The organism is Brachybacterium sp. JB7, assembly GCF_003335205.1.
GTDB classification, from domain to species: domain Bacteria; phylum Actinomycetota; class Actinomycetes; order Actinomycetales; family Dermabacteraceae; genus Brachybacterium; species Brachybacterium alimentarium.
Genome location: NZ_QPGN01000002.1, coordinates 357,831 through 376,496, shown reverse-complemented (window position 1 = coordinate 376,496; position 18,666 = coordinate 357,831). Strand labels below are relative to the sequence as shown.

Genomic DNA, 18,666 nt, shown 5'->3' with positions numbered 1-18,666 from the left:
TCCAGGCCCTCTCGGCGGAACCGATCGGGCAAGAACGCCGAGGCGGCGACGAAAGGGCAGGTCAATGCTGGAAACACGTGAGGCGGTGCTGGGCGTCGACATCGGGACGTCGAGCGCGAAGGGAGTGCTCGTCGCGCTCGACGGCACGATCCTGCGCACGGCGACCCGGGAGCACACCGTGGAGCGGCCGGCCCCCGGGCACGTCGAGATGGACGCCCACGTGTGGTGGGAGGAGTTCGTGGGGATCTCCTCCGAGCTCGTCTCCGGCACAGATGTTCACGTGACGGGGATCGGCGTGTCCGGAATGGGCCCGTGCGTGCTCCTGGCCGACGACGCCGGCGAGCCCGTGCGCCCCGCGATCCTGTACGGCGTGGACTCCCGCGCCGAGCAGCAGATCGAGGACCTCACCGCCCGCTTCGGCGAGGACGAGATCCTCGATCGCTGCGGCAGCGTGCTGTCCTCGCAGGCCGCGGGCCCGAAGATCCGCTGGATCGCCGACCATGAGCCCGAGGCGTTCGCGCGCGCCACCCGCCTGTTCATGCCCGCCTCCTACCTCGGGTTCCGCCTCACCGGGCAGTACGCACTGGACCATGCCAGTGCCAGCATGGTCACCCCGGCCTACGACTCCGCGACGCTGGACTGGCACCGCCCCTGGGCCGAGCACGTCGCCCCGGGCCTCGAGCTGCCGCCGGTGCTGTGGTCCGGCGAGGTGATGGGCACGGTCTCCGAGGCGGCCGCGCAGTCGCTGTCCGGGATCGAGGCCGGCACCCCCGTGGTCGCGGGCAGCACCGACGCCTGGGCGGAGGCGATCAGCGTGGGCGCGACCGCCCCGGGGGACGTCATGCTGATGTACGGGACGACGACGTTCCTGGTCGCGATCACCGATCAGCCTGCGCCGAGCCGTTCCCTATGGGTGACCTCGGGGACCTCGCAGGGCACGTTCACCCTCTCCGGCGGGATGGCCGCCTCCGGAGCGATCACCGGCTGGATGCGGGACCTCACCGGCGGGGCCGACTTCGCGACCCTGGTGCGCGAGGCCGACGCGGCGGGGGTGGGCGCGAACGGCCTGCTCATGCTCCCCTACTTCGCCGGCGAGCGCTCCCCCATGCACGACCCGTCGGCCCGTGGCGTCATCGCCGGACTGACCCTGTCCCACACCCGGGGCGACCTGTACCGGGCCGCTCTCGAGGCCGCGGCCTACGGCGTGCGCCACCACATCGAGGAGCTGCGCGCCGCAGGGGTGCGCATCGAGCGCGTGGTCGCCGTGGGCGGAGGAACCCAGAACGCGCTGTGGCCGCAGATCGTCTCGGACGTCACCGGGCTGCGTCAGGAGATCCCGTGCCGCACCGTCGGCGCCTCCTACGGCACCTCGATGCTCGCCGCCCGGGCCGCCCACGGCATCGAGACCGACGGCTGGAACGCGATCGACCGGGCCTGCGAGCCGGATCCGGCGGCCACGGCACGCTACGACGACCTGTACCGGATGTACCGGGAGCTCTACCCCGCGACCCGCGACATCGCCCATTCCCTGGCGGCGCTGCAGCGCGACGGCTGACGCCTGCGGGCTGATGCCGGACGCATGACGTCTGGCTCCCGACTCCCGGCTCCCGACTCGTGGCTCATGGCTCCTGGCTCCTGGCTCCTGGGAGGAGGGGCGGCCGAAGACCGGTGGCCACCGGAGGCCCGCACGGCCGCCCCACCCCGTACGGTGGACAGACACCGCTTCCCTGCGCGAACGGAGCCCCCATGCACGCCGACCGCATCACCGACTCGCTCTGCCATCACGCCGAAGGCCCCTACTGGTCCGACGAGTGGGGTGGTCTGCGCTGGGTGGACATGCTCGCCGGGGACATCATGCACCTCGGCCCTCGCGACGAGGTCCGTCGGATCGAAGCGCCCTCCCCCGTGGTCGCGTGCGTGCGCCCGGCCTCGAGCGGCGGCGCGGTGCTGGCCCTCGAGAAGGGCTTCGCCTTCGAGGACGCCGACGGCTCGTTCGTGCCGCTGCCCCCGCTGTGGGACGGCCCGATCCGCATGAACGAGGGCGCGATCGCCCCCGACGGCTCCTTCCTGTGCGGCTCCATGGCCTACGGCGCGACGCCCGGCGCGGCCTCGATGTGGCGCCTGCGCCCCGACAGCACCACCACCGAGATCCTCACGGACCTGACCATCTCCAACGGTCTGGCGTTCTCGGCCGACGGCACGCGGGCGTTCTACGTCGACACCCCCACCGGCCGCGTCGACCAGTTCGGCTGGGACGACGAGCAGGGTCTCGTCGAGCGCCGGCCGTTCGCCGACCTCACCTCGCAGGACGGTCATCCCGACGGGCTCACGCTCGACAGCGAGGGCAACGTGTGGGTGGCGATGCACAGCGGCCACCAGGTGCTCGGCCTCGATCCCGAGGGGCAGGTCGCCGAGCGCATCGCGGTGGGTCCGAGGCAGGTCACCGCCTGCACCTTCGGCGGCGAGGACCGCTCCACGCTGTTCATCACCACCAGCCGGGAGAACCTGGCCGACGGGGAGGACCCGGAGGCCGGGTCCCTGTTCGCGGTGCAGCCGGGCGTGCGCGGCCCGGCCGACGAGCGGGTCTTCGGCGGCTGAGCGCACCACGCAGAGGAACGGCGGGGCATCCAGATCCTGGATGCCCCGCCGTTCTTCTGCACAGTGGCCAGTGGTGCGCCGTGCTCGTGCCGGCGCAGGCGCAGGCGCTCAGAGGGTCCCGGCGGCTCCCGCCTCGGTGGGTGCCGCATGGGCGCCATGGATGGGGATCTCGCCGGTGGCGAGCGACTCCTCCATGTCGTCGAATTCCTGGATCGTCGAGGCCGGCGGACGCGGCGTCAGGAGGCTCACCACGACGGCGAGCACAAGGCAGATGAGGAATCCGGGGATGATCTCGTAGAGGTGCTCCCCGCCGAACAGACCCCACGTCTCGTCGGGCGTGAACTGGCCCCACACGAACGCGACCGCCGCGCCCGCGACCATCCCGGCCCCGGCGCCGGCCGCGGTCAGGCGGCGCCAGAACAGCGAGAGCAGCACGATCGGTCCGAAGGCGGAACCGAACCCGGCCCAGGCGAAGGCCACGAGGCCCAGCACGGAGCTCTCCGGGTTCAGCGCCAGCACCACGGCGACCACCGAGATGACCAGGACGCCGATGCGGCCGCCCCACAAGGACGCCCGGTCGCTGAGCTTGATCCCCACACCGCCGACGAGGTCCTCGACCAGGGCCGAGCTGCTGACGATCAGCTGCGAGGAGATCGTGGACATGATGGCTGCGAGCACCGCGGCCAGCAGGATGCCGGCGATCAACGGGTGGAACAGGATCTGGGAGAGGTCGAGGAAGACCGACTCGCCGTTCTTGGAATCACTGATGACGGCGTCCGCGTTCTGCTGGAAGTAGGCCAGGCCCGCGAGCGCGGTGAAGACCGCACCGATGACGCAGATGATCATCCAGCTCATGCCCACGACCAGGCCATATCGGGCATCGCGCGAGGAGCGCAGGGCCATGAAGCGCACGATGATGTGCGGCTGACCGAAGTAGCCCAGGCCCCACGCGAGCGAGGAGATGATGCCGATGAAGGTGCCGCCGGCGGTCATGGAGCCGAAATCGGCGTTGACCTCGCGCACAGAAGCGAACATCGCGGCCGGACCGCCGACCACGAACATGGCGGTGATCGGGACGACGAGGAGGGAGACCAGCATGATGATGCCCTGGACGACGTCGGTGTAGCTGGCCCCGAGGAAGCCGCCGAACAGCGTGTACAGGATGGTGACGCCGCCGACGAGCAGCATGCCGGTGAGGTACGGGCCGCCGAACATCGACTGGAAGAACACACCGCCGGCGACCATGCCCGAGGACACGTAGAAGGTGAAGAACACCAGGATGATCAGGCCCGCGGCGATGCGCAGGATGTTGGTGCGGTCATGGAGACGGTTGCCGAAGAAGCTGGGCACCGTGATCGAGTTGCCTGCCAGCTGCGTGTACTGCCGCAGTCGCGGCGCGACGAAGAACCAGTTCAGCCCGGCACCGACGGTCAGGCCGACGGCGATCCATGCCTCGACCAGCCCGTTCATGTACAGCGCGCCGGGCAGGCCCATGAGCAGCCAGCCGGACATGTCGGAGGCTCCAGCGGAGAGCGCGGCGGTGAACGGATGCAGCTGCCGCCCGCCGAGCATGTAGTCCTCACCTCCCGTCGTCTTGCGGAAGGCATAGATGCCGATGCCGATCATGGCGGCGAAGTAGATGCCGAGGGCGATCAGCTTGAAGACGAGATCCATGAGAGGACTCCGATCTCAGTGATGGGGAAGGGACGAGGAGGGGGTTGGGGCGGACAGGGTCTGGTGGGGGCGGACAGGGTCGGATGCGATGGTGCTCGTCGAGGCGAAGTCGGGCAGTCCCCCAGTGGAAACCATCCCGACCGATGCTGCCCGAGCATCCACAGGGGATGCCGTACGGGCGTCAGGAACCACGCGGTTGCGCCGAGGATACGCCTCGGCGCGGCCGAAGCCGCCTCTCGTTGCCGGACGGTGACCTGAGACGGCGACCCGGGACAGAGCGTTCTCAGGTAGCCCGTGCCGTCGCACGGGCGCATCCGCAGCGGCGCAGGGCGACGCACGCACAGGTGCGCGGCGCACGGACTGCGCATCCGGACCACGACAGCACGATGCGCTGGCCTCCCCGCAGGGAGGTCCAGCGCATCATGCCCTCACGGGCGCGAAGCACGATCGATCGAGGCCACCCGATCATCGATCACCCGGCGCACGCAAACTCGCCGCCGACCCCGCATCCGCAGTTCGTCGATCAGCTGTACTGCTCTGCTGGTCTCCTCCCGCAAACGCTGCGCCGCCGACTCGTACCTCGCCGCCGACTCCGCATCCGCAGTTCGTCGATCAGCTGTACTGCTCTGCTGGTCTCCTCCCGCGAACGCTGCGCCGCCGACTCGTACCTCGTCGCCGACCCCGCATCCGCAGTTCGTCGATCAGCTGTACAGCGCCTCGGTGTCCTCGTCGACCCAGTCCAGGGTGCGCTCGACAGCCTTCTTCCACAGGCGCAGGTAGCGGTCGCGGGTCTCGTCGTCCATCGCAGGCTCCCAGCGCTTGTCCTCGGCCCAGTTGTCGATGACGTCCTGCTCACCGTCCCAGAAGCCCACGGCGATGCCGGCCGCGTAGGCGGCACCGAGCGCGGTGGTCTCGATGACCTTCGGCCGCACGACGGGCACGCCGAGGATGTCGGCCTGGAACTGCATGAGGGTCTCGTTCATGACCATGCCGCCGTCGACCTTGAGCTCGGAGAGCTCGACGCCCTCGCTCTCGGCGTCGGCGACCATCGCGTCCAGCACCTCGCGGGACTGGAAGGCCGTGGCCTCCAGGGTGGCGCGGGCGATGTGGTTCTTGGTGTGGAACCGGGTCATGCCGACCATCGCGCCGCGGGCGTCGGAGCGCCAGTGCGGAGCGAACAGGCCCGAGAAGGCCGGGACGATGAACAGGCCGCCGTTGTCGTCGACCTCCTTCGCGAGATCCTCGATCTCCGGGGCGTCCTTGATCAGGCCCAGGTTGTCGCGCACCCACTGCACGAGGGAGCCGGTCACGGCGATCGACCCCTCGAGGGCGTAGATCGGCTTGTTGTCGCCGATCTTGTAGGCGACCGTGGTGAGCAGGCCGTTCTCGCTGCGCACCAGGTCCTCACCGGTGTTGATCAGCATGAAGTTGCCGGTGCCGTAGGTGTTCTTGGCCTGGCCCACCTCGAAGCAGGCCTGGCCGAAGGTGGCCGCCTGCTGGTCGCCGAGGATGCCGGCGAGCGGGGTGTCGATGAGCAGGTCGTTCTTGCGGCCGTGCCCGTACACCTCGGAGGACGACTTGATCTCGGGGAGCATGGACAGCGGGATGCCCATGTCCTTCGCGATGTCCTCGTTCCAGTCGAGGGTGTCGATGTTCATGAGCATCGTGCGCGAGGCGTTGGTGACGTCGGTGACATGGATGCCGCCGCTCTGGCCGCCGGTCAGATTCCACAGCAGCCACGAGTCGGTGTTGCCGAACAGCAGGTCACCGGCCTCCGCCTTCTCGCGAGCACCCTCGACGTTGTCCAGGATCCACTTGATCTTCGGGCCGGAGAAGTAGGTCGCCAGCGGCAGGCCCACGCGCTCCTTATACTTGTCCGCGCCCTCCTCGCCCGCGAGCTCATCGCAGATCTTCTGGGTGCGCGTGTCCTGCCAGACGATGGCGTTGTACACGGGCTCGCCGTTGTTCTTGTCCCACACCACGGCGGTCTCGCGCTGGTTGGTGATGCCCACGGCCGCCAGCTGGTGACGGTTGATCTCGGCGCCCACGAGCGCCTGGCCCACGACGTCGCGGGTGTTCTTCCAGATCTCCTTGGGGTCGTGCTCGACCCAGCCCGACTTCGGGAAGATCTGCTCGTGCTCCTTCTGGCCGGAGGCGACGATCTGACCGTCGTGGTCGAAGATGATCGCTCGGGTCGAGGTGGTGCCCTGGTCGATGGACATGATGTACATGGTCTTGTCGTTCATCGGAACTCCTTCGTCATGGATGAGGGGTGGTATGGTCGCAGCTGCGCGAATCGGCGCGGAGCCGCGGGGTGGATCAGAAGTAGAAGATCGAGGCTACGCCCGCGAGAACGCCGCCGATCATGGGGCCGGCGACCGGCACCCACGAGTATCCCCAGTCCGAGCCGCCCTTGTGCTTGATCGGCAGGACTGCATGGGCCAGGCGCGGCCCGAGGTCTCGCGCCGGGTTGATGGCATAGCCCGTCGGCCCGCCGAGGGAGGCGCCGATGGCGAGCACCAGCAGCGCGACCGCGAGCGGCCCGAGCTCGTGGGGCGTGTTGCCGAACATGATGATCACGAAGACCAGCACGAAGGTCGCGATGATCTCGGTGACCAGGTTCCAGCCCTTGGAGCGGATCTCCGGGCCGGTGGAGAAGGTGCCCAGGATGGTGCCGGCGTCCGTCTCCTGGTCGTAGTGGTTCTTGTACGCGAGCCAGGCCAGCACGGCGCCGAGGAAGGCCCCGATCATCTCCGCCACGAAGTAGGTGATCGTCGTGCCGAACGTCATCGGGATGCCCGGTGCGAACTCGGTGGCCTCGCTCGAGAGCAGGCCGATGGTCACCGCAGGATTCAGGTGCGCGCCGGTCTTGTAGGCGGTCCAGACGCCGGCGAAGACCGCCAGCCCCCAGCCGAAGTTGATCATCAGCCAGCCGCCGCCGTTGCCCTTGGTCTTGCCCAGGATGTTGTTGGCGACGACGCCACCGCCCAGCAGGGTCAGCATCGCGGTGCCCGCGATCTCCGACAGCAGGATCGTTCCGATCGTTCCCATATGTTCTCCTCATCGAGAGCCGACCCGCGTCGGTGCGGGTCGGTACCGGCTCAGTGCCGGTGGCAGGCCGAGGGCGGCCTGCGGGGGCGTGCGCTCTGCCGCCCCGGATGGTGCATGTCCACGGCGCCCGGATCTCGTCTCCGGGCGCCCCTTCGGTCATCGTCTCGGCGGCACCTCCGCGACGTCGGCGAGGCAGGCCGCGGCCTGGTCATCGCTGGTGGCGCGCTCGCCCTCCAGGCGGGCGGTGATGAGGGCACGGTAGGTCTCGACCTCGCGGCGGCGGGCAGCGTCGTCCCAGCCCAGCTCGGGGCCGACGAGCGCTGCGACCTCATCGGCCGCGGCGACACCGCGGTCACGGGTCTCGTAGTCCAGCCGGGTACGGCGCTGGAGCACGTCGATCAGGTGGCGGGCGCCCTCGGCGCGGACCGCGTAGAGCGCCTCGGCGCGCAGGTAGCGCGGGGCGTGCTCGAGCGGCGTCCCCAGCGAGGGGTCCTCGTCGATGAGCGCGAGCACGTCGGTCAGCAGTGCGCCGTAGCGGAACAGCAGGCGATCCACGCGGACCTCGTCGAAGCCGTAGCGTCGGCCGATCTCATGCTTGTCGCGCACGAGCGTCTCGTAGCCCTGCGCGCCGATCACCGGCACGGAGCGGGTGAGGCTCGGACGGCCCGGCTCGGAGTCCTTGATCGCGAAGTCGACGACGTCCTCGGCCATCACGCGGTAGGTGGTGAACTTGCCGCCCGCGATCGCGGCCAAGCCCGGCTCGATCTCCATCACGGTGTGCTCGCGGGAGACCTTCGTGGAGCCCGCCCCGGAGTTCTTGCGCACCGGCTGCAGCAGCGGGCGCAGGCCCGAGTAGACGCCGATGACGTCCTCGCGGGTGAGATCGTCGGCGAGGACCTCGTTCGCGTGCTCGAGCACGTACTCGATGTCGTCCCTGGTCGCGCCCACGTCGCGTGGGTCCTGGGTCCAGGCGGTGTCGGTCGTGCCGATCACCCAGTACTCGTCCCACGGGATGATGAACAGCACCGACTTCTCGGTCTGGGTGATGATGCCGGTGTCCGGGACCGCGGGGATGCGGTCGCGGGCGATCGTGACGTGGATGCCCTTGGAGGCGAGCACCTCGAGGCCGGCGTCGGCCCCGGCGAGCTCCTGCTGGTCCTGGGTCCAGACGCCGCCGGCGAGGATGGTCCGGCGGGCGTGGATGTCGAACTCCTCGCCGGTCTCCTCGTCGCGCACCCGGGCGCCGATCACGCGCTCGCCCTCGTGGAGGTAGTCCACGACGCTCGTGTAGTTGGCGACCGCGGAATCGTTCTGGGCGGCGGAGCGCACCAGCATCATCACGAAGCGCGCGTCGTCCATCTGCGCGTCGTAGTACTCGAGCGCGCCGACGGCCTTCTCGCCGTCCAGCGCCGGGAAGACCTTCAGCATCTTGTCGTGCAGCAGGTGGCGATGCATCGGCACCGCACGCTTGCGGCCCACGGATTGCATCGCGTCGTAGAGCATGACGCCGGAGCCGATGAACGCGCGGTCCACGACCTTCTTGAAGAAGGGGAATACGAACTTGATGGGCTTCACCAGGTGGGGCGCGGTGTGCTCGAGGAGCAGGTCGCGCTCGCGCAGGGCCTCGGCGACGAGCTTGAAGTCGAGCATCTGCAGGTAGCGCAGGCCGCCGTGCATGAGCTTCGAGGAGCGCGAGGAGGTGCCGCTGGCCCAGTCGCGACTCTCGACCAGGCCCACGGAGAGGCCGCGGGTGGATGCGTCGAACGCGGCTCCGGCTCCGTTGACACCACCGCCGACGACGAGCACGTCCAGCGGATCGTCGACCGTGGCGGCGCGCAGGCGCGAGAGGTGCTCCGCTCGGGATCTAGGGGTGAGGGCGGACCGTTGCTGATCGGACACGTGGCTGCTCCTTTGCCGTGACATCTGCTCGGCGGCGTCCGGGCCTCGCGGCCGGGAACCGTCATCGGCACCGCCGTAGGCCGCGGCACCTGATCTGGACATGGTGGAACCTCCGTGCAGTTCGACGCAAGTACGCTGCACGAACGTGCAAGACTGTGCCCATGACTGCCGAATCCCGCCTCGACGCGCTCTACGAGGCTGCACGGATGTACTACGGCGAGCAGCAGACGATGGAGGCGATCGCCGCCGCCCAGGGCGTCTCCCGCTCGACCGTCTCGCGCATGCTCCGTGATGCCCGCGATGCCGGTCTGGTCCAGATCTCGCTGCGCCCGCCCGGCGCCCATCGCGTCGAGGAGCTGCGGCGCCGCATCGCCCGCCAGTACGGGGTGCGGGTGCACATGGTGCCCGTGGGCTCGGGATACGGCGAGCGCGAGCGCCTGCAGTCCGTCGCCGAGACCGGGGCCGAGGTGCTCGACGGGATGCTCGAACCGGGCATGACCGTCGGCATGGCCTGGGGCACCACGCTCGCGGCCCTGGTGCGCTCCCTCCACCCTCGCCCGGTGCCCGGCCTGCGGATCGTCCAGCTGAATGGCGCCATCAACACCGAGGGGTCGGGCCTCACGTACGTCTCCACGGTGCTCGCCCGGGCCGCGACGCTCTGGGACGCGACCGTGCACCACTTCCCCGTGCCCGCTTTCTTCGACTACGCCGCGACCCGGGACGCCATGTGGCGCGAGCGCTCGGTGCACCGCGTCCTCGAGGCCCAGCAGCAGTGCACGCTGGCCGTGTTCAGCGTGGGCGCCTTCGATGCGGAGGTCCCCAGCCACGTCTACACCAACAACTACCTGACCGGTGCGGACCTGCGCTCGCTGCGGGCCGACGGCGCCGTCGGGGACGTGTGCACCGTCTTCCTCCGGGCCGACGGCACCTTCCGGGACATCGGCATGAACGCCCGCTGCTCCGGCCCCGACCCCTCCCAGCTCGCCCGGATCCCCCACCGCCTGCTGCTCGCGGCCGGCTCCCGCAAGGCCCTGCCCCTGCGAGCCGCCCTGCGCGCCGGCGTCGCCACCGACGTCGTCGTCGACGAGGTCACCGCCGCGAGCGTGCTCGCCCTGCCGTGAGCCTGGGCGCCCTGCCGCGGCCTGGGCACCCTGCCGTGAGCTGGGGCGCCTCCACCTTGCCGCCCTGCGTCCCGCCTCCCGCCTCCTGCCTCCTGCCTCCTGCCTCCTGCCTCCTGCCTCCTGCCTCCTGCCGGGACCGACGTTGTCATCGACGGGCCGCTGGTGACGAGCACTGGCGATATCGCCACGTGACGTCACCAGCGGCCCGCCCGTGACCGGCACGTTCAGGGTCAGCGAGGTGATCCGACGTGCAGCACCCGGAACAGTTCGCACACGACGGGCATGTGCGGGGCGAATCCGTGCACGGAGTGATCTGCCCAGAACTGCTGATGAATGCGCCGCCAGGAGGCGAGGGTCCGGTCGTCCTCCCCCTCCGCGAGGGCATGCTCGGCGGTGACGTCGCCGAAGGGGACGATCTCGATCGCGCTCACCTCGAGGACGGCGCGCGACACCCCGGCACCGTCCAGCACGATAGACAGATCACCGACGGCCGGGAAGGGTTCGCCCTCGGACTCGTAGTCCCCCGCCGCAGACGCCGTCGCGGTCTTCGTCCCGTCGAGCACCAGGGCGAGCAGGTCATCGGCCTGCTCAGGAGTCGCCCCGAAAGCCCAGGCCTCAGGCGGTTCCACGGGGAGCGCAGGATGCTCGGCGCGGGCCTCGGCCCAGAAGTCGGCGCCGTCAACGCTGGCTGCAGAGCCCGCAGAGCCTGCAGAAGCAGTGGACGCATCAGAAGCAGATCCAGAACCAGCGGACTCAGTGCGGTCGGAAGCGGTCACTCGGCGACGCTACGCCCAGAACACCGGCGCGACCAGGTTTTTTTGCCCAGCACTCCGCAGCGCCCAACCGTCCGCGGGCGCCCCACCGTCCTCGACGACCGGCGCCCAGCTGTCTTCGACCCGCAGCGTTCAGCCTCCCTCGACGCTCACCCTTCCGCAGCGGAGAGATCCAGGCGCTCGGGGTGGGTGTAGACGTTCATGCGGCCGTCGCCGTCGTCGGCCTCGCGGGTGAAGCCGACCAGGGTCATGCCGAACTCGTCGGCGGTCTCCACGGCGAGGGAGCTCGCGGCGGAGACGCAGGCCAGCAGCGGGACGCCGGCCATATAGGCCTTCTGGGCGATCTCGAAGCTGGCTCGCGAGGAGACCAGCAGGAAGCAGTCGCGCAGCGGCAGACGATCCTCGAGCAGCGCCCAGCCGATCACCTTGTCGACCGCGTTGTGCCGGCCGACGTCCTCGCGCACCACCAGCAGATTCCCCTCGAGGTCGACGAGAGCAGCGGCATGGACGCCGCCGGTGCGGGCGAAGACGGCCTGCTGGTCGGTGAGCGCGCCGGACGCGACGAGGATCGTGCGGGGGTCCAGGGACCAGCTGTTCAGCAGGGTGTAGCGGCTCTTCTGCCGTACTGCGTCGATGCTCTCGGACCCGCACACGCCGCAGGCCGAGGTGGTGGTGAAGTTCCTTGTGACCAGCGGAAGCAGCTGCGGTCGCGTGGTCGTGAAGTCCATGACGTTGTAGGTGTTGCGGGCGAAACCGCTGCCATCGTCGAGCACCGCGCCGTCGCAGTAGCGGGCCTCGGTGATGTCCTCCCGGTCGCGGATGATGCCCTCACCGTGGAGGAAACCGTGGATCAGCTCGACGTCATGGCCGGGAGTGCGCATGGTCAGCGACAGCTGCTGGCCATTCAGACGGATGTCGAGCGGCTCCTCGACGGCGACACGATCACCCTTGCGCCCGGCGTACAGCTTTCCCTCACGCACCCGGACGGTGCGGATCCGTGCGCTCTCGATAACCCTGCCCATGAGTCGAGGGTAGTCCTCTCACCTGCGGTGCGGCAGACCAGCAGCTGGCAGCCCGCCGACCCGGGAGCTCCGTCGGCCCGAGGCGCGGAGCGCGTCAGTCCGTCCGCTTCACCGCCGGCGAGCGCTTCTCGGCCAGCGTGCGCGCCAGCTCGAGCTCCTGCTCCCAGCCCTTGGAGTTTTCCTCGTAGTTCCTCCGACGCACGGAGGCGTCCTCGCTGAGCCGGGCGAAGCCGCGCTCTCGCACCGTCAGGCGGACCTCGTCGTCTCTCGAGGAACCGGCAGGGTCGATGGTGAACTCGACGGTGTTGGAGGCATCGGAGATCTCGCCCATCCCGCCGCCCAGCCAGCGGAAACCGACCCGGTACGGCGGCTCGTGGGCCATGGCCGAGATGCTGAACGTGCCGTACACGGGGTCGACGACGCGGGAGATCCCGCCCGCGGTCTGCACGTCGTGCTTGCGGTATTCCCCGTCGTTGATGAACCAGCCCGGCTCGCGGACGATGGCGAACACGACCTCGGCGGTGGCCTTGATGTGGATGCTCCGCACGATCTCGTCGGGGACGTCGTCCGACGCGGCGTGGGTGGCGTCGTCTCTCATGATGGAGCTCCTCCCGTTCAGTGAGCGGCCACTGTGCCGCCTGACCCCAGAGTGGCAGAGTCCGGGCCGCAGTCAAGGGCGAACGCCCCGCAGCGCCGGATCACGCGGTCACGTGCGGTCCGACGCCGAACGGCGCCTCCCGAACGGGAGGCGCCGTCGAGGTGCGCCAGGGTGCTCGCGTCCGCGGCGCACCAGGCAGCGTGCGGCCGACGTCAGTCCTTGGTGGCCGCCGCAGCCAGCAGGTTCAGCGACTCCTCGAGATCCTCCTCAGGGATCGCCGGGAAGCCGACCTGCTTGAGGAGCTTCTCGTCGGTCACGTCCGACCAGTCGTACGTGAGGGTCACCTCGGTGGAGTCGTTGCCCTGGGACTTCAGCTCGTACAGCCACTCCCAGCCGAGCGGCTCGGTGGGGGCGGTGCCGTCCTCGGCCTCGGGCGCGGGCTTCCATCCCACCATCTTGTTCTCGTCGTACGCGGTCACGAAGTTGTGGGTGCGGTAGTCGCCGCCCATCGCGTCACGGTGCATGTTCATCACGAACTTCTCGCCGGTCTTGGTGATGCGCTCGGTGTCGTCCGAGTTGCGCACCGTCCCCGAGCCGTCGAACTCGTGGTGGCGGGCCGGCAGCGTGAGCACGCTGAAGAGCTCCTTGGCGGGCACGTCCATCGTGCGGGTCACGGTCACATGGGTCTCGTTGTTCGTCATGCCCTCACCCTGCCGCTTCCCGCCCACGATGTCATCCGCGAGCCGACCGCCCGGTTCTCACCGCTGGTCACAGGCGCTTCACGGGGCGCTCCACAGTCCCGCCCACCCCCATTCCGAGCTCCACGGGCCAGCCCACCCGACAGTCCAGGTTCCACGGGCCAGCCCACCCCACAGTCCAGGCACCACGGGCCAGCCCGCTCTCAGACCGACGACCACCGGTGCGGGTCCTGGCGCGGCGCAATGTCGCAAGGCGGGCGACGCAGTGATCGCGAGGCGCGTCAGGCCAGGCCCTTCTCCTCCAGCCAGCCCTTCGCGATGTCCGCGGAGCTCGCCTGATCCTCGACGCTGCGACGGTTCAGCTCCACGAGATCGTCGGCGCTGAGCTCCGCGATGACGCCGTTCAGGGCCTTCTCCGCCTCGTCGTCCAGCTTCGCGGAGACGACGGGCACCACGTTCTGCGGCAGGATCAGGGACTCGGGGTCCTCGAGCACCACGAAGTCGTTCTCGGCGATCGCGGGATCCGAGGTGTAGAGGTCGGCGAGCTGCACGTCGCCGTCGGTGAGGGCCTGCACGGTGAGGCTGCCCCCGCCGTCCTCGACGGGCACGACGCTGATGTCCACGCCGTAGACCTTCTTCGCGCCCTCGGGGCCGTACGGACGCACCTCGAACTCGCTGTTCGCAGCGATCTTCAGGTCGTCGATCCCGGCCAGGTCCGCGATCGTGGTCAAGGAGTTCTCGCTCGCGAAGTCCGAGGTGGTGGTGTAGGAGTCCTGGTCGGTGGCCTCGGCGAAGTCCAGCACCCGCAGCTCCTCGGGGAGGGAGTCGGAGAGCGCCGAGTGGATCTCCTCGGGGCTCGCGCTCTCAGCGTCGGCCTCGTAGTTCTGCAGCAGGTTGCCGAGGTATTCGGGCATCACGTCCAGGGAGCCGCCCTCGAGCTCGGGCATGTACACCTCGCGCTGGCCGATCTGGTACTGGCGGTCGACGGTGAGGCCGGCCTTCTCGAGCACCTGGGCGAACAGCTCGGCGATGATCTCGTTGGAGTAGTACGCCTGCGAGCCGACCACGATCGTGCCGGAGTCCGCCGCGGAGCCGCCCCCGTCGGATGCCGACCCGCCGTCGCCCTCCCCCTCCGCGAAGGGATCCTCGGAGCTGCACGCGGCCGCGCCGAGCGCGACGCCGCCGATGCCGAATGCGCCGAGCAGGTGCCGGCGGGTGCTGTGGATGGTCATGGGAGTTCTCCTGGGGTCGGGATCGAGGGGATCGAAGAGGTCGCGAGGATCAGGCGGTGCGGGCGCCGCGCGGGGCGGTGAGCCGCTGGGTGAGCAGCAGGACGAGGTCGAGCACGAGTGCCAGGATGATCACCAGCACGGAGCCGGCGATCATCTGCGGATAGTCCTGGGAGCCGAGTCCCAGGAAGATGTACCGCCCGAGCCCGCCGTTGCCGACGTATGCGGCGAGCATCGCAGTGGCCACGACCTGCACGGTCGCGCCACGGAAGCCGCCCACGAGCAGAGGCATGCCCAGCGGGACCTCGACGCGGGAGAGGATCTGCCATTCGGTCATGCCCTGGGCGCGCGCGGCGTCGACCGTGGCCGGGTCCGCGGATTCCACGGCCGAGTAGGCCCCCGCGAGGAGCGACGGGATCGCCAGCACGACGAAGGACAGCAGCGGCGCGCTGAGGCCGATGCCGAGCATCAGGGCGAACAGCGTCACCAGGCCCAGCGTGGGCAGGGCGCGGGCGGCGCCGGCCGCGGCGACGGCGACGCCCTTGCCGACCCCGGTGTGGCCGACGAGCAGGCCGATCGGCACTGCGATCAGCGCGGCGACGAACACGCCGAGCGCGGTGTAGCCGAGGTGCTCGAGGGCGCGCATCGGGATGCCCGACGGCCCGGACCAGTGCACCGGGTCGGCGAGCCAGTCGAACGCCTCGAGGTAGGGGTTGCCGTTCATGAGCGCTTCACCGTCCTGCCTCGGGTCCAGGGCATGAGGGCTCGGCCCAGCAGCACCAGCAGCCCATCGGTGACCAGGGCGAGCACCGCGGTGAGGACCACGCCGGCGGTGATCTCCGCGAGGATGCCGCGGCGGAAGCCGTCCACGAAGAGCATGCCCAGACTCGGCACCCCGAGCACGCCGCCGACGGTGACCAGCGAGATCGTGCTGACGGCGACGACGCGCACGCCGGCCAGCAGCACCGGGCCGGCCAGCGGCAGCTCGACCTGGAGGAAGCGCGCGGTCGGCGCGTAGCCCTGGGCGGTCGCGGAGCCGAGCACGTCACGGCTCACGGAGCGGAATCCGTCGGACGCCGCCGGGACCATGAGCGCGAGGGCGTACAGCGACAGCGCGATCGAGATGTTCAGCGGGCTGCGCACGCCCGTGCCCAGCAGCCCCGGCAGCAGCACGAACAGCGGCAGCGAGGGGATCGCATAGAGCAGCCCGGAGGAGGTGGTGACCGAGGTGCGCAGCCAGCCGCGGGAGTTGGCGAGCTTGGCGAGCGGCAGCGACAGCACGAACGCGAGGAGGATCGGCGGGAGAGCCTGCAGCAGGTGCGACCCCGTGTACCCGGCGATCACGTCGAGATTGGCGAGCACCCAGCTCACGACGTGCTCCTCCCGCCGGCGTCCAGCACTCCGGCGGCCCGCCCGTCGGCGTCCACCACGACGTCCTGCCCGTCGGTGCGCTCCACGTGCAGGGTGCGGGCGCCGCGGTCGGCACCGACGAAGCTCGCCACGAAGTCGTCGGCCGGATCCGCGAGGATCTCCTGCGGGGTGCCGATCTGGGCGATGACGCCGCCGGGCCGCAGGATCACCACGCGGTCGCCGACCAGGAATGCCTCGTCGATGTCGTGGGTGACGAAGACGATCGTCTTGCGCAGATCCCGCTGCAGGTGCAGCAGCTCCTGCTGCAGCTCCCCGCGCACGATCGGGTCCACCGCCCCGAAGGGCTCGTCCATCAGCAGGATGTTCGGATCCGCGGCGAGGCCGCGGGCGACGCCGACGCGCTGCTGCTGGCCGCCCGAGAGCTGCGCGGGATAGCGGCTCGCGAGCGCGGCATCGAGGCCGACGGTCTCCATCAGCTCATGGGCGCGGGAACGGGCCTCGTTCTTCGAGGTGCCGCGCAGCACCGGCACGGTGGTGATGTTGTCCAGCACGGTGCGATGCGGGAGCAGGCCCGAGGCCTGCATGACGTAGCCGACGCTGCGGCGCAGCTTCACGGGATCCAGGCCCGCCACATCGTCCCCGTCGATGTGGACGCGGCCCGAGGTGGGGTCGACCATACGGTTGATCATCCGCATCAACGTGGTCTTGCCCGACCCGGACGTGCCCACGAGCACCATCGACTCGTGCGAGGCGACCTCGAGGCTGAAATCCTCGACGGCGATCGTCCCGCCCGGGTACTCCTTGCGGACGTTCTCGAATCCGATCACGGCCAGCTCCACATCAGGGTCGTCCAACGTCGGTCAGCTGGTGGCGACATTACGCCATCGTGGTGACACCGCAGGGGATCGCCCTGACACCGCTTGACATCGCGGCAGCGGCTCAGCCTGCCGAGGCCCGCGCCTTCATCCGCGCGTCCAGCGCGAGCGCGACCCGGGTCAGCAGGAAGTTGATGACGATGTAGATCAGGGAGACCACCAGGTAGGTCTGCACCAGGTAGCGGGTGATCGAGACCATCGTCTTGCCCTGGAACTGCAGCTCGTTGTAGCTCACCACGTAACCCAGGGTCGAGTCCTTCAGCAGGGTGACCAGCGCGAGGATCAGGCTGGGCAGCACCAGGCGCACGGCCTGCGGCAGGATCACATGGACCAGGGCGTGGCGTCGGCCCAGACCGATCGCGGCGGCGGCCTCGTGCTGGCCGACGTCCACCGCCTTGATGCCGGCGCGGAACACCTCGGCGGTGCTGGCGGCGGAGACCAGGATCATCGGGATCACGAGCATCCAGAACCGCGGGAAGGTCACGCCGTAGGCGGGCAGCGCCAACAGGAAGGCGTAGACGACCAGCAGCATCGGGATGCCGCGGAAGAACTCGATCCACACCGTGGAGGCTCGGCTGAGCACCGAGAGACGGGACATGCGCGCCAGCGCCAGCAGCAGCCCCGCCGGGAACGCGACGACGGCCGCGACGGCGGTGACCTTGAGGGTTCCCAGCAGGCCGTGCCCGAGGAACGCGAGATAGTCCGCGCGCAGGTAGACGACCCACTTGTCCGGGTCGAGCTCGCCGTTCTCGGCGAACGTCCACAGCCCGGCCGCGAGCACGCCGAGGATCACCACGGCGCTGACCACGGACAGCAGCAGGATGCGGCGTCGGCCCTTGGGTCCGGGGGCGTCGAAGAGCACCTGGGTCGCGCCGCGGGAGGTCGCCCGGGGCGTGGCGCGCGAGGGCACCTGGGCGGTCGCGGCGCTCATGCCTGTGCTCCGGCCGTGACGTCGAGCGCGCCCGTGCTGCGGGAGGGGCCGGAGCCACGACCGCCCGGGGAGACGGCCCGCTCGATCATGCCGCCGAGCGCGGCGCCGCCCAGCGACATCCCGAGGTAGACGGCGCCGGCGACCAGGAACATGAGCACTGCCTGCGCGTACTGGATGTTGAGGGTCTGGGTCACCCAGGTGACCTCGCTGACCGCGATCGCCGAGCACAGCGCCGAGCCGATCACCGTGCCGATGAAGACGTTCACCAGCGGCTGGATCATGCTGCGGAACGCCTGCGGGAGCACGACGTGACGCAGGGTGCCGAAGAAGCCGAGCCCGATCGAGCGCGCCGCCTCCGCGTGGCCGACGGGCACCGTGTTGATCCCCGAGCGCACGTTCTCGCACACGAACGCGGCCGAGGACAGGGTCAGTCCCAGCACGCCGCACCAGAAGTAGGGCAGGCGCAGGCCGACGTCCGGCAGCCCGAAGGCGATGAGGATCAGCAGGCTCAGCAGCGGGATGTTGCGGAAGATCTCCACGTACACCGTCGCGGCCCATCTCAGCGGCGGGACCGGGCTGACCCGGCACACCGCGAGCGCGGTGCCGACCACGAGCGCGAGCCCGTAGCCGAGCAGGGTCAGCGCGACGGTGTACGCGATGCCCTGCGCCAGCAGGGGGATGTTCTCGACGATGGGCTGCATCGGTGCCTCTCGGTGCGGGGGTCCGGTGCGGCGGGCCGTCCTCACGCTGCGGTGGGGCGGACGGCCCGCCGACGTCGGCTCGGGCTCGGCTGAGCTCAGCTCAGCTCAACTCGGTTCAGCTCAGC

General features: G+C 70.0%; 17 protein-coding genes. 3 read left to right on the top strand and 14 right to left on the bottom strand.

Annotated features, from left to right (window positions below; all coding sequences use genetic code 11):
• The first annotated feature begins 64 nt into the window (after nt 1–64).
• Nucleotides 65–1,555: an FGGY-family carbohydrate kinase gene (locus tag CIK81_RS04040; protein ID WP_096197073.1), complete on the top strand. Its 1,491-nt coding sequence runs from the start codon at nt 65–67 to the stop codon at nt 1,553–1,555.
• A 191-nt stretch (nt 1,556–1,746) separates the two neighbouring features.
• Nucleotides 1,747–2,598, top strand: a complete 852-nt coding sequence (locus CIK81_RS04035) for an SMP-30/gluconolactonase/LRE family protein (RefSeq protein WP_096164619.1) — start codon at nt 1,747–1,749, stop codon at nt 2,596–2,598.
• Nucleotides 2,599–2,706: 108 nt separating this feature from the next.
• Here CIK81_RS04035 and putP read toward each other — a convergent pair whose 3' ends face one another.
• The 4 genes from putP to CIK81_RS04015 form a co-directional block, all read right to left on the bottom strand.
• The gene (gene putP, locus CIK81_RS04030; protein WP_096197071.1) at nt 2,707–4,272 is read right to left on the bottom strand and encodes a sodium/proline symporter PutP; all 1,566 of its coding nucleotides are present in this window, start codon (nt 4,270–4,272) and stop codon (nt 2,707–2,709) included.
• A 701-nt stretch (nt 4,273–4,973) separates the two neighbouring features.
• Nucleotides 4,974–6,518, bottom strand: coding sequence for a glycerol kinase GlpK (gene glpK, locus CIK81_RS04025; protein WP_096164621.1), 1,545 nt, complete (start codon nt 6,516–6,518; stop codon nt 4,974–4,976).
• Nucleotides 6,519–6,591: 73 nt separating this feature from the next.
• Nucleotides 6,592–7,314, bottom strand: a complete 723-nt coding sequence (locus CIK81_RS04020; protein WP_096164870.1) for an MIP/aquaporin family protein — start codon at nt 7,312–7,314, stop codon at nt 6,592–6,594.
• A 165-nt stretch (nt 7,315–7,479) separates the two neighbouring features.
• Nucleotides 7,480–9,222, bottom strand: coding sequence for a glycerol-3-phosphate dehydrogenase/oxidase (locus tag CIK81_RS04015; protein WP_114355408.1), 1,743 nt, complete (start codon nt 9,220–9,222; stop codon nt 7,480–7,482).
• A gap of 161 nt (nt 9,223–9,383) precedes the next feature.
• Here CIK81_RS04015 and CIK81_RS04010 point away from each other — a divergent pair, with 161 nt between their 5' ends.
• Nucleotides 9,384–10,343 carry a sugar-binding transcriptional regulator gene (locus CIK81_RS04010; protein ID WP_096164623.1) on the top strand — a complete coding sequence of 320 codons (960 nt, stop codon included), beginning with the start codon at nt 9,384–9,386 and terminating at the stop codon, nt 10,341–10,343.
• Nucleotides 10,344–10,573: 230 nt separating this feature from the next.
• Here CIK81_RS04010 and CIK81_RS04005 read toward each other — a convergent pair whose 3' ends face one another.
• The 10 genes from CIK81_RS04005 to CIK81_RS03960 form a co-directional block, all read right to left on the bottom strand.
• Nucleotides 10,574–10,972: an ASCH domain-containing protein gene (locus CIK81_RS04005; protein WP_241963922.1), complete on the bottom strand. Its 399-nt coding sequence runs from the start codon at nt 10,970–10,972 to the stop codon at nt 10,574–10,576.
• A 293-nt stretch (nt 10,973–11,265) separates the two neighbouring features.
• Nucleotides 11,266–12,138: a formate dehydrogenase accessory sulfurtransferase FdhD gene (fdhD, locus tag CIK81_RS04000; RefSeq protein WP_114355407.1), complete on the bottom strand. Its 873-nt coding sequence runs from the start codon at nt 12,136–12,138 to the stop codon at nt 11,266–11,268.
• A 94-nt stretch (nt 12,139–12,232) separates the two neighbouring features.
• Nucleotides 12,233–12,736, bottom strand: coding sequence for a polyketide cyclase (locus CIK81_RS03995; protein WP_096197067.1), 504 nt, complete (start codon nt 12,734–12,736; stop codon nt 12,233–12,235).
• A gap of 212 nt (nt 12,737–12,948) precedes the next feature.
• On the bottom strand, nt 12,949–13,437 hold the full coding sequence (locus CIK81_RS03990) for an SRPBCC family protein (RefSeq protein ID WP_114304923.1): 489 nt from the start codon (nt 13,435–13,437) through the stop codon (nt 12,949–12,951).
• A 278-nt stretch (nt 13,438–13,715) separates the two neighbouring features.
• The gene (locus tag CIK81_RS03985; RefSeq protein ID WP_114306711.1) at nt 13,716–14,666 is read right to left on the bottom strand and encodes an ABC transporter substrate-binding protein; all 951 of its coding nucleotides are present in this window, start codon (nt 14,664–14,666) and stop codon (nt 13,716–13,718) included.
• A gap of 49 nt (nt 14,667–14,715) precedes the next feature.
• Complete coding sequence (locus tag CIK81_RS03980; protein ID WP_114306712.1) at nt 14,716–15,387, bottom strand: ABC transporter permease; 672 nt, start codon at nt 15,385–15,387, stop codon at nt 14,716–14,718.
• Entirely contained in the window at nt 15,384–16,034 is a 651-nt protein-coding gene (locus CIK81_RS03975; RefSeq protein ID WP_114304832.1) for an ABC transporter permease, read from the bottom strand. The genes CIK81_RS03980 and CIK81_RS03975 overlap by 4 nt, the downstream gene beginning before the upstream one ends.
• Nucleotides 16,031–16,861 (bottom strand): ABC transporter ATP-binding protein, encoded by an 831-nt coding sequence (locus CIK81_RS03970; protein ID WP_096164874.1) that lies wholly within the window; start codon nt 16,859–16,861, stop codon nt 16,031–16,033. Before CIK81_RS03970 ends, CIK81_RS03975 begins: the two co-directional genes overlap by 4 nt.
• A 112-nt stretch (nt 16,862–16,973) precedes the next feature.
• A complete protein-coding gene (locus CIK81_RS03965; RefSeq protein ID WP_096164630.1) occupies nt 16,974–17,840 on the bottom strand; it encodes an amino acid ABC transporter permease in 867 nt (288 codons plus the stop codon).
• On the bottom strand, nt 17,837–18,541 hold the full coding sequence (locus CIK81_RS03960; RefSeq protein ID WP_096164631.1) for an amino acid ABC transporter permease: 705 nt from the start codon (nt 18,539–18,541) through the stop codon (nt 17,837–17,839). Before CIK81_RS03960 ends, CIK81_RS03965 begins: the two co-directional genes overlap by 4 nt.
• Nucleotides 18,542–18,666 lie beyond the last annotated feature (125 nt).

Coding starts and splice junctions, on each gene's coding strand:
- CIK81_RS04040 (WP_096197073.1), top strand. CDS start 65: ATGCTGGAAACACGTGAGGCGGTGCTGGGCGTCGACATCGGGACGTCG.
- CIK81_RS04035 (WP_096164619.1), top strand. CDS start 1,747: ATGCACGCCGACCGCATCACCGACTCGCTCTGCCATCACGCCGAAGGC.
- putP (WP_096197071.1), bottom strand. CDS start 4,272: ATGGATCTCGTCTTCAAGCTGATCGCCCTCGGCATCTACTTCGCCGCC.
- glpK (WP_096164621.1), bottom strand. CDS start 6,518: ATGAACGACAAGACCATGTACATCATGTCCATCGACCAGGGCACCACC.
- CIK81_RS04010 (WP_096164623.1), top strand. CDS start 9,384: ATGACTGCCGAATCCCGCCTCGACGCGCTCTACGAGGCTGCACGGATG.
- fdhD (WP_114355407.1), bottom strand. CDS start 12,138: ATGGGCAGGGTTATCGAGAGCGCACGGATCCGCACCGTCCGGGTGCGT.
- CIK81_RS03995 (WP_096197067.1), bottom strand. CDS start 12,736: ATGAGAGACGACGCCACCCACGCCGCGTCGGACGACGTCCCCGACGAG.
- CIK81_RS03990 (WP_114304923.1), bottom strand. CDS start 13,437: ATGACGAACAACGAGACCCATGTGACCGTGACCCGCACGATGGACGTG.
- CIK81_RS03985 (WP_114306711.1), bottom strand. CDS start 14,666: ATGACCATCCACAGCACCCGCCGGCACCTGCTCGGCGCATTCGGCATC.
- CIK81_RS03980 (WP_114306712.1), bottom strand. CDS start 15,387: ATGAACGGCAACCCCTACCTCGAGGCGTTCGACTGGCTCGCCGACCCG.
- CIK81_RS03965 (WP_096164630.1), bottom strand. CDS start 17,840: ATGAGCGCCGCGACCGCCCAGGTGCCCTCGCGCGCCACGCCCCGGGCG.
- CIK81_RS03960 (WP_096164631.1), bottom strand. CDS start 18,541: ATGCAGCCCATCGTCGAGAACATCCCCCTGCTGGCGCAGGGCATCGCG.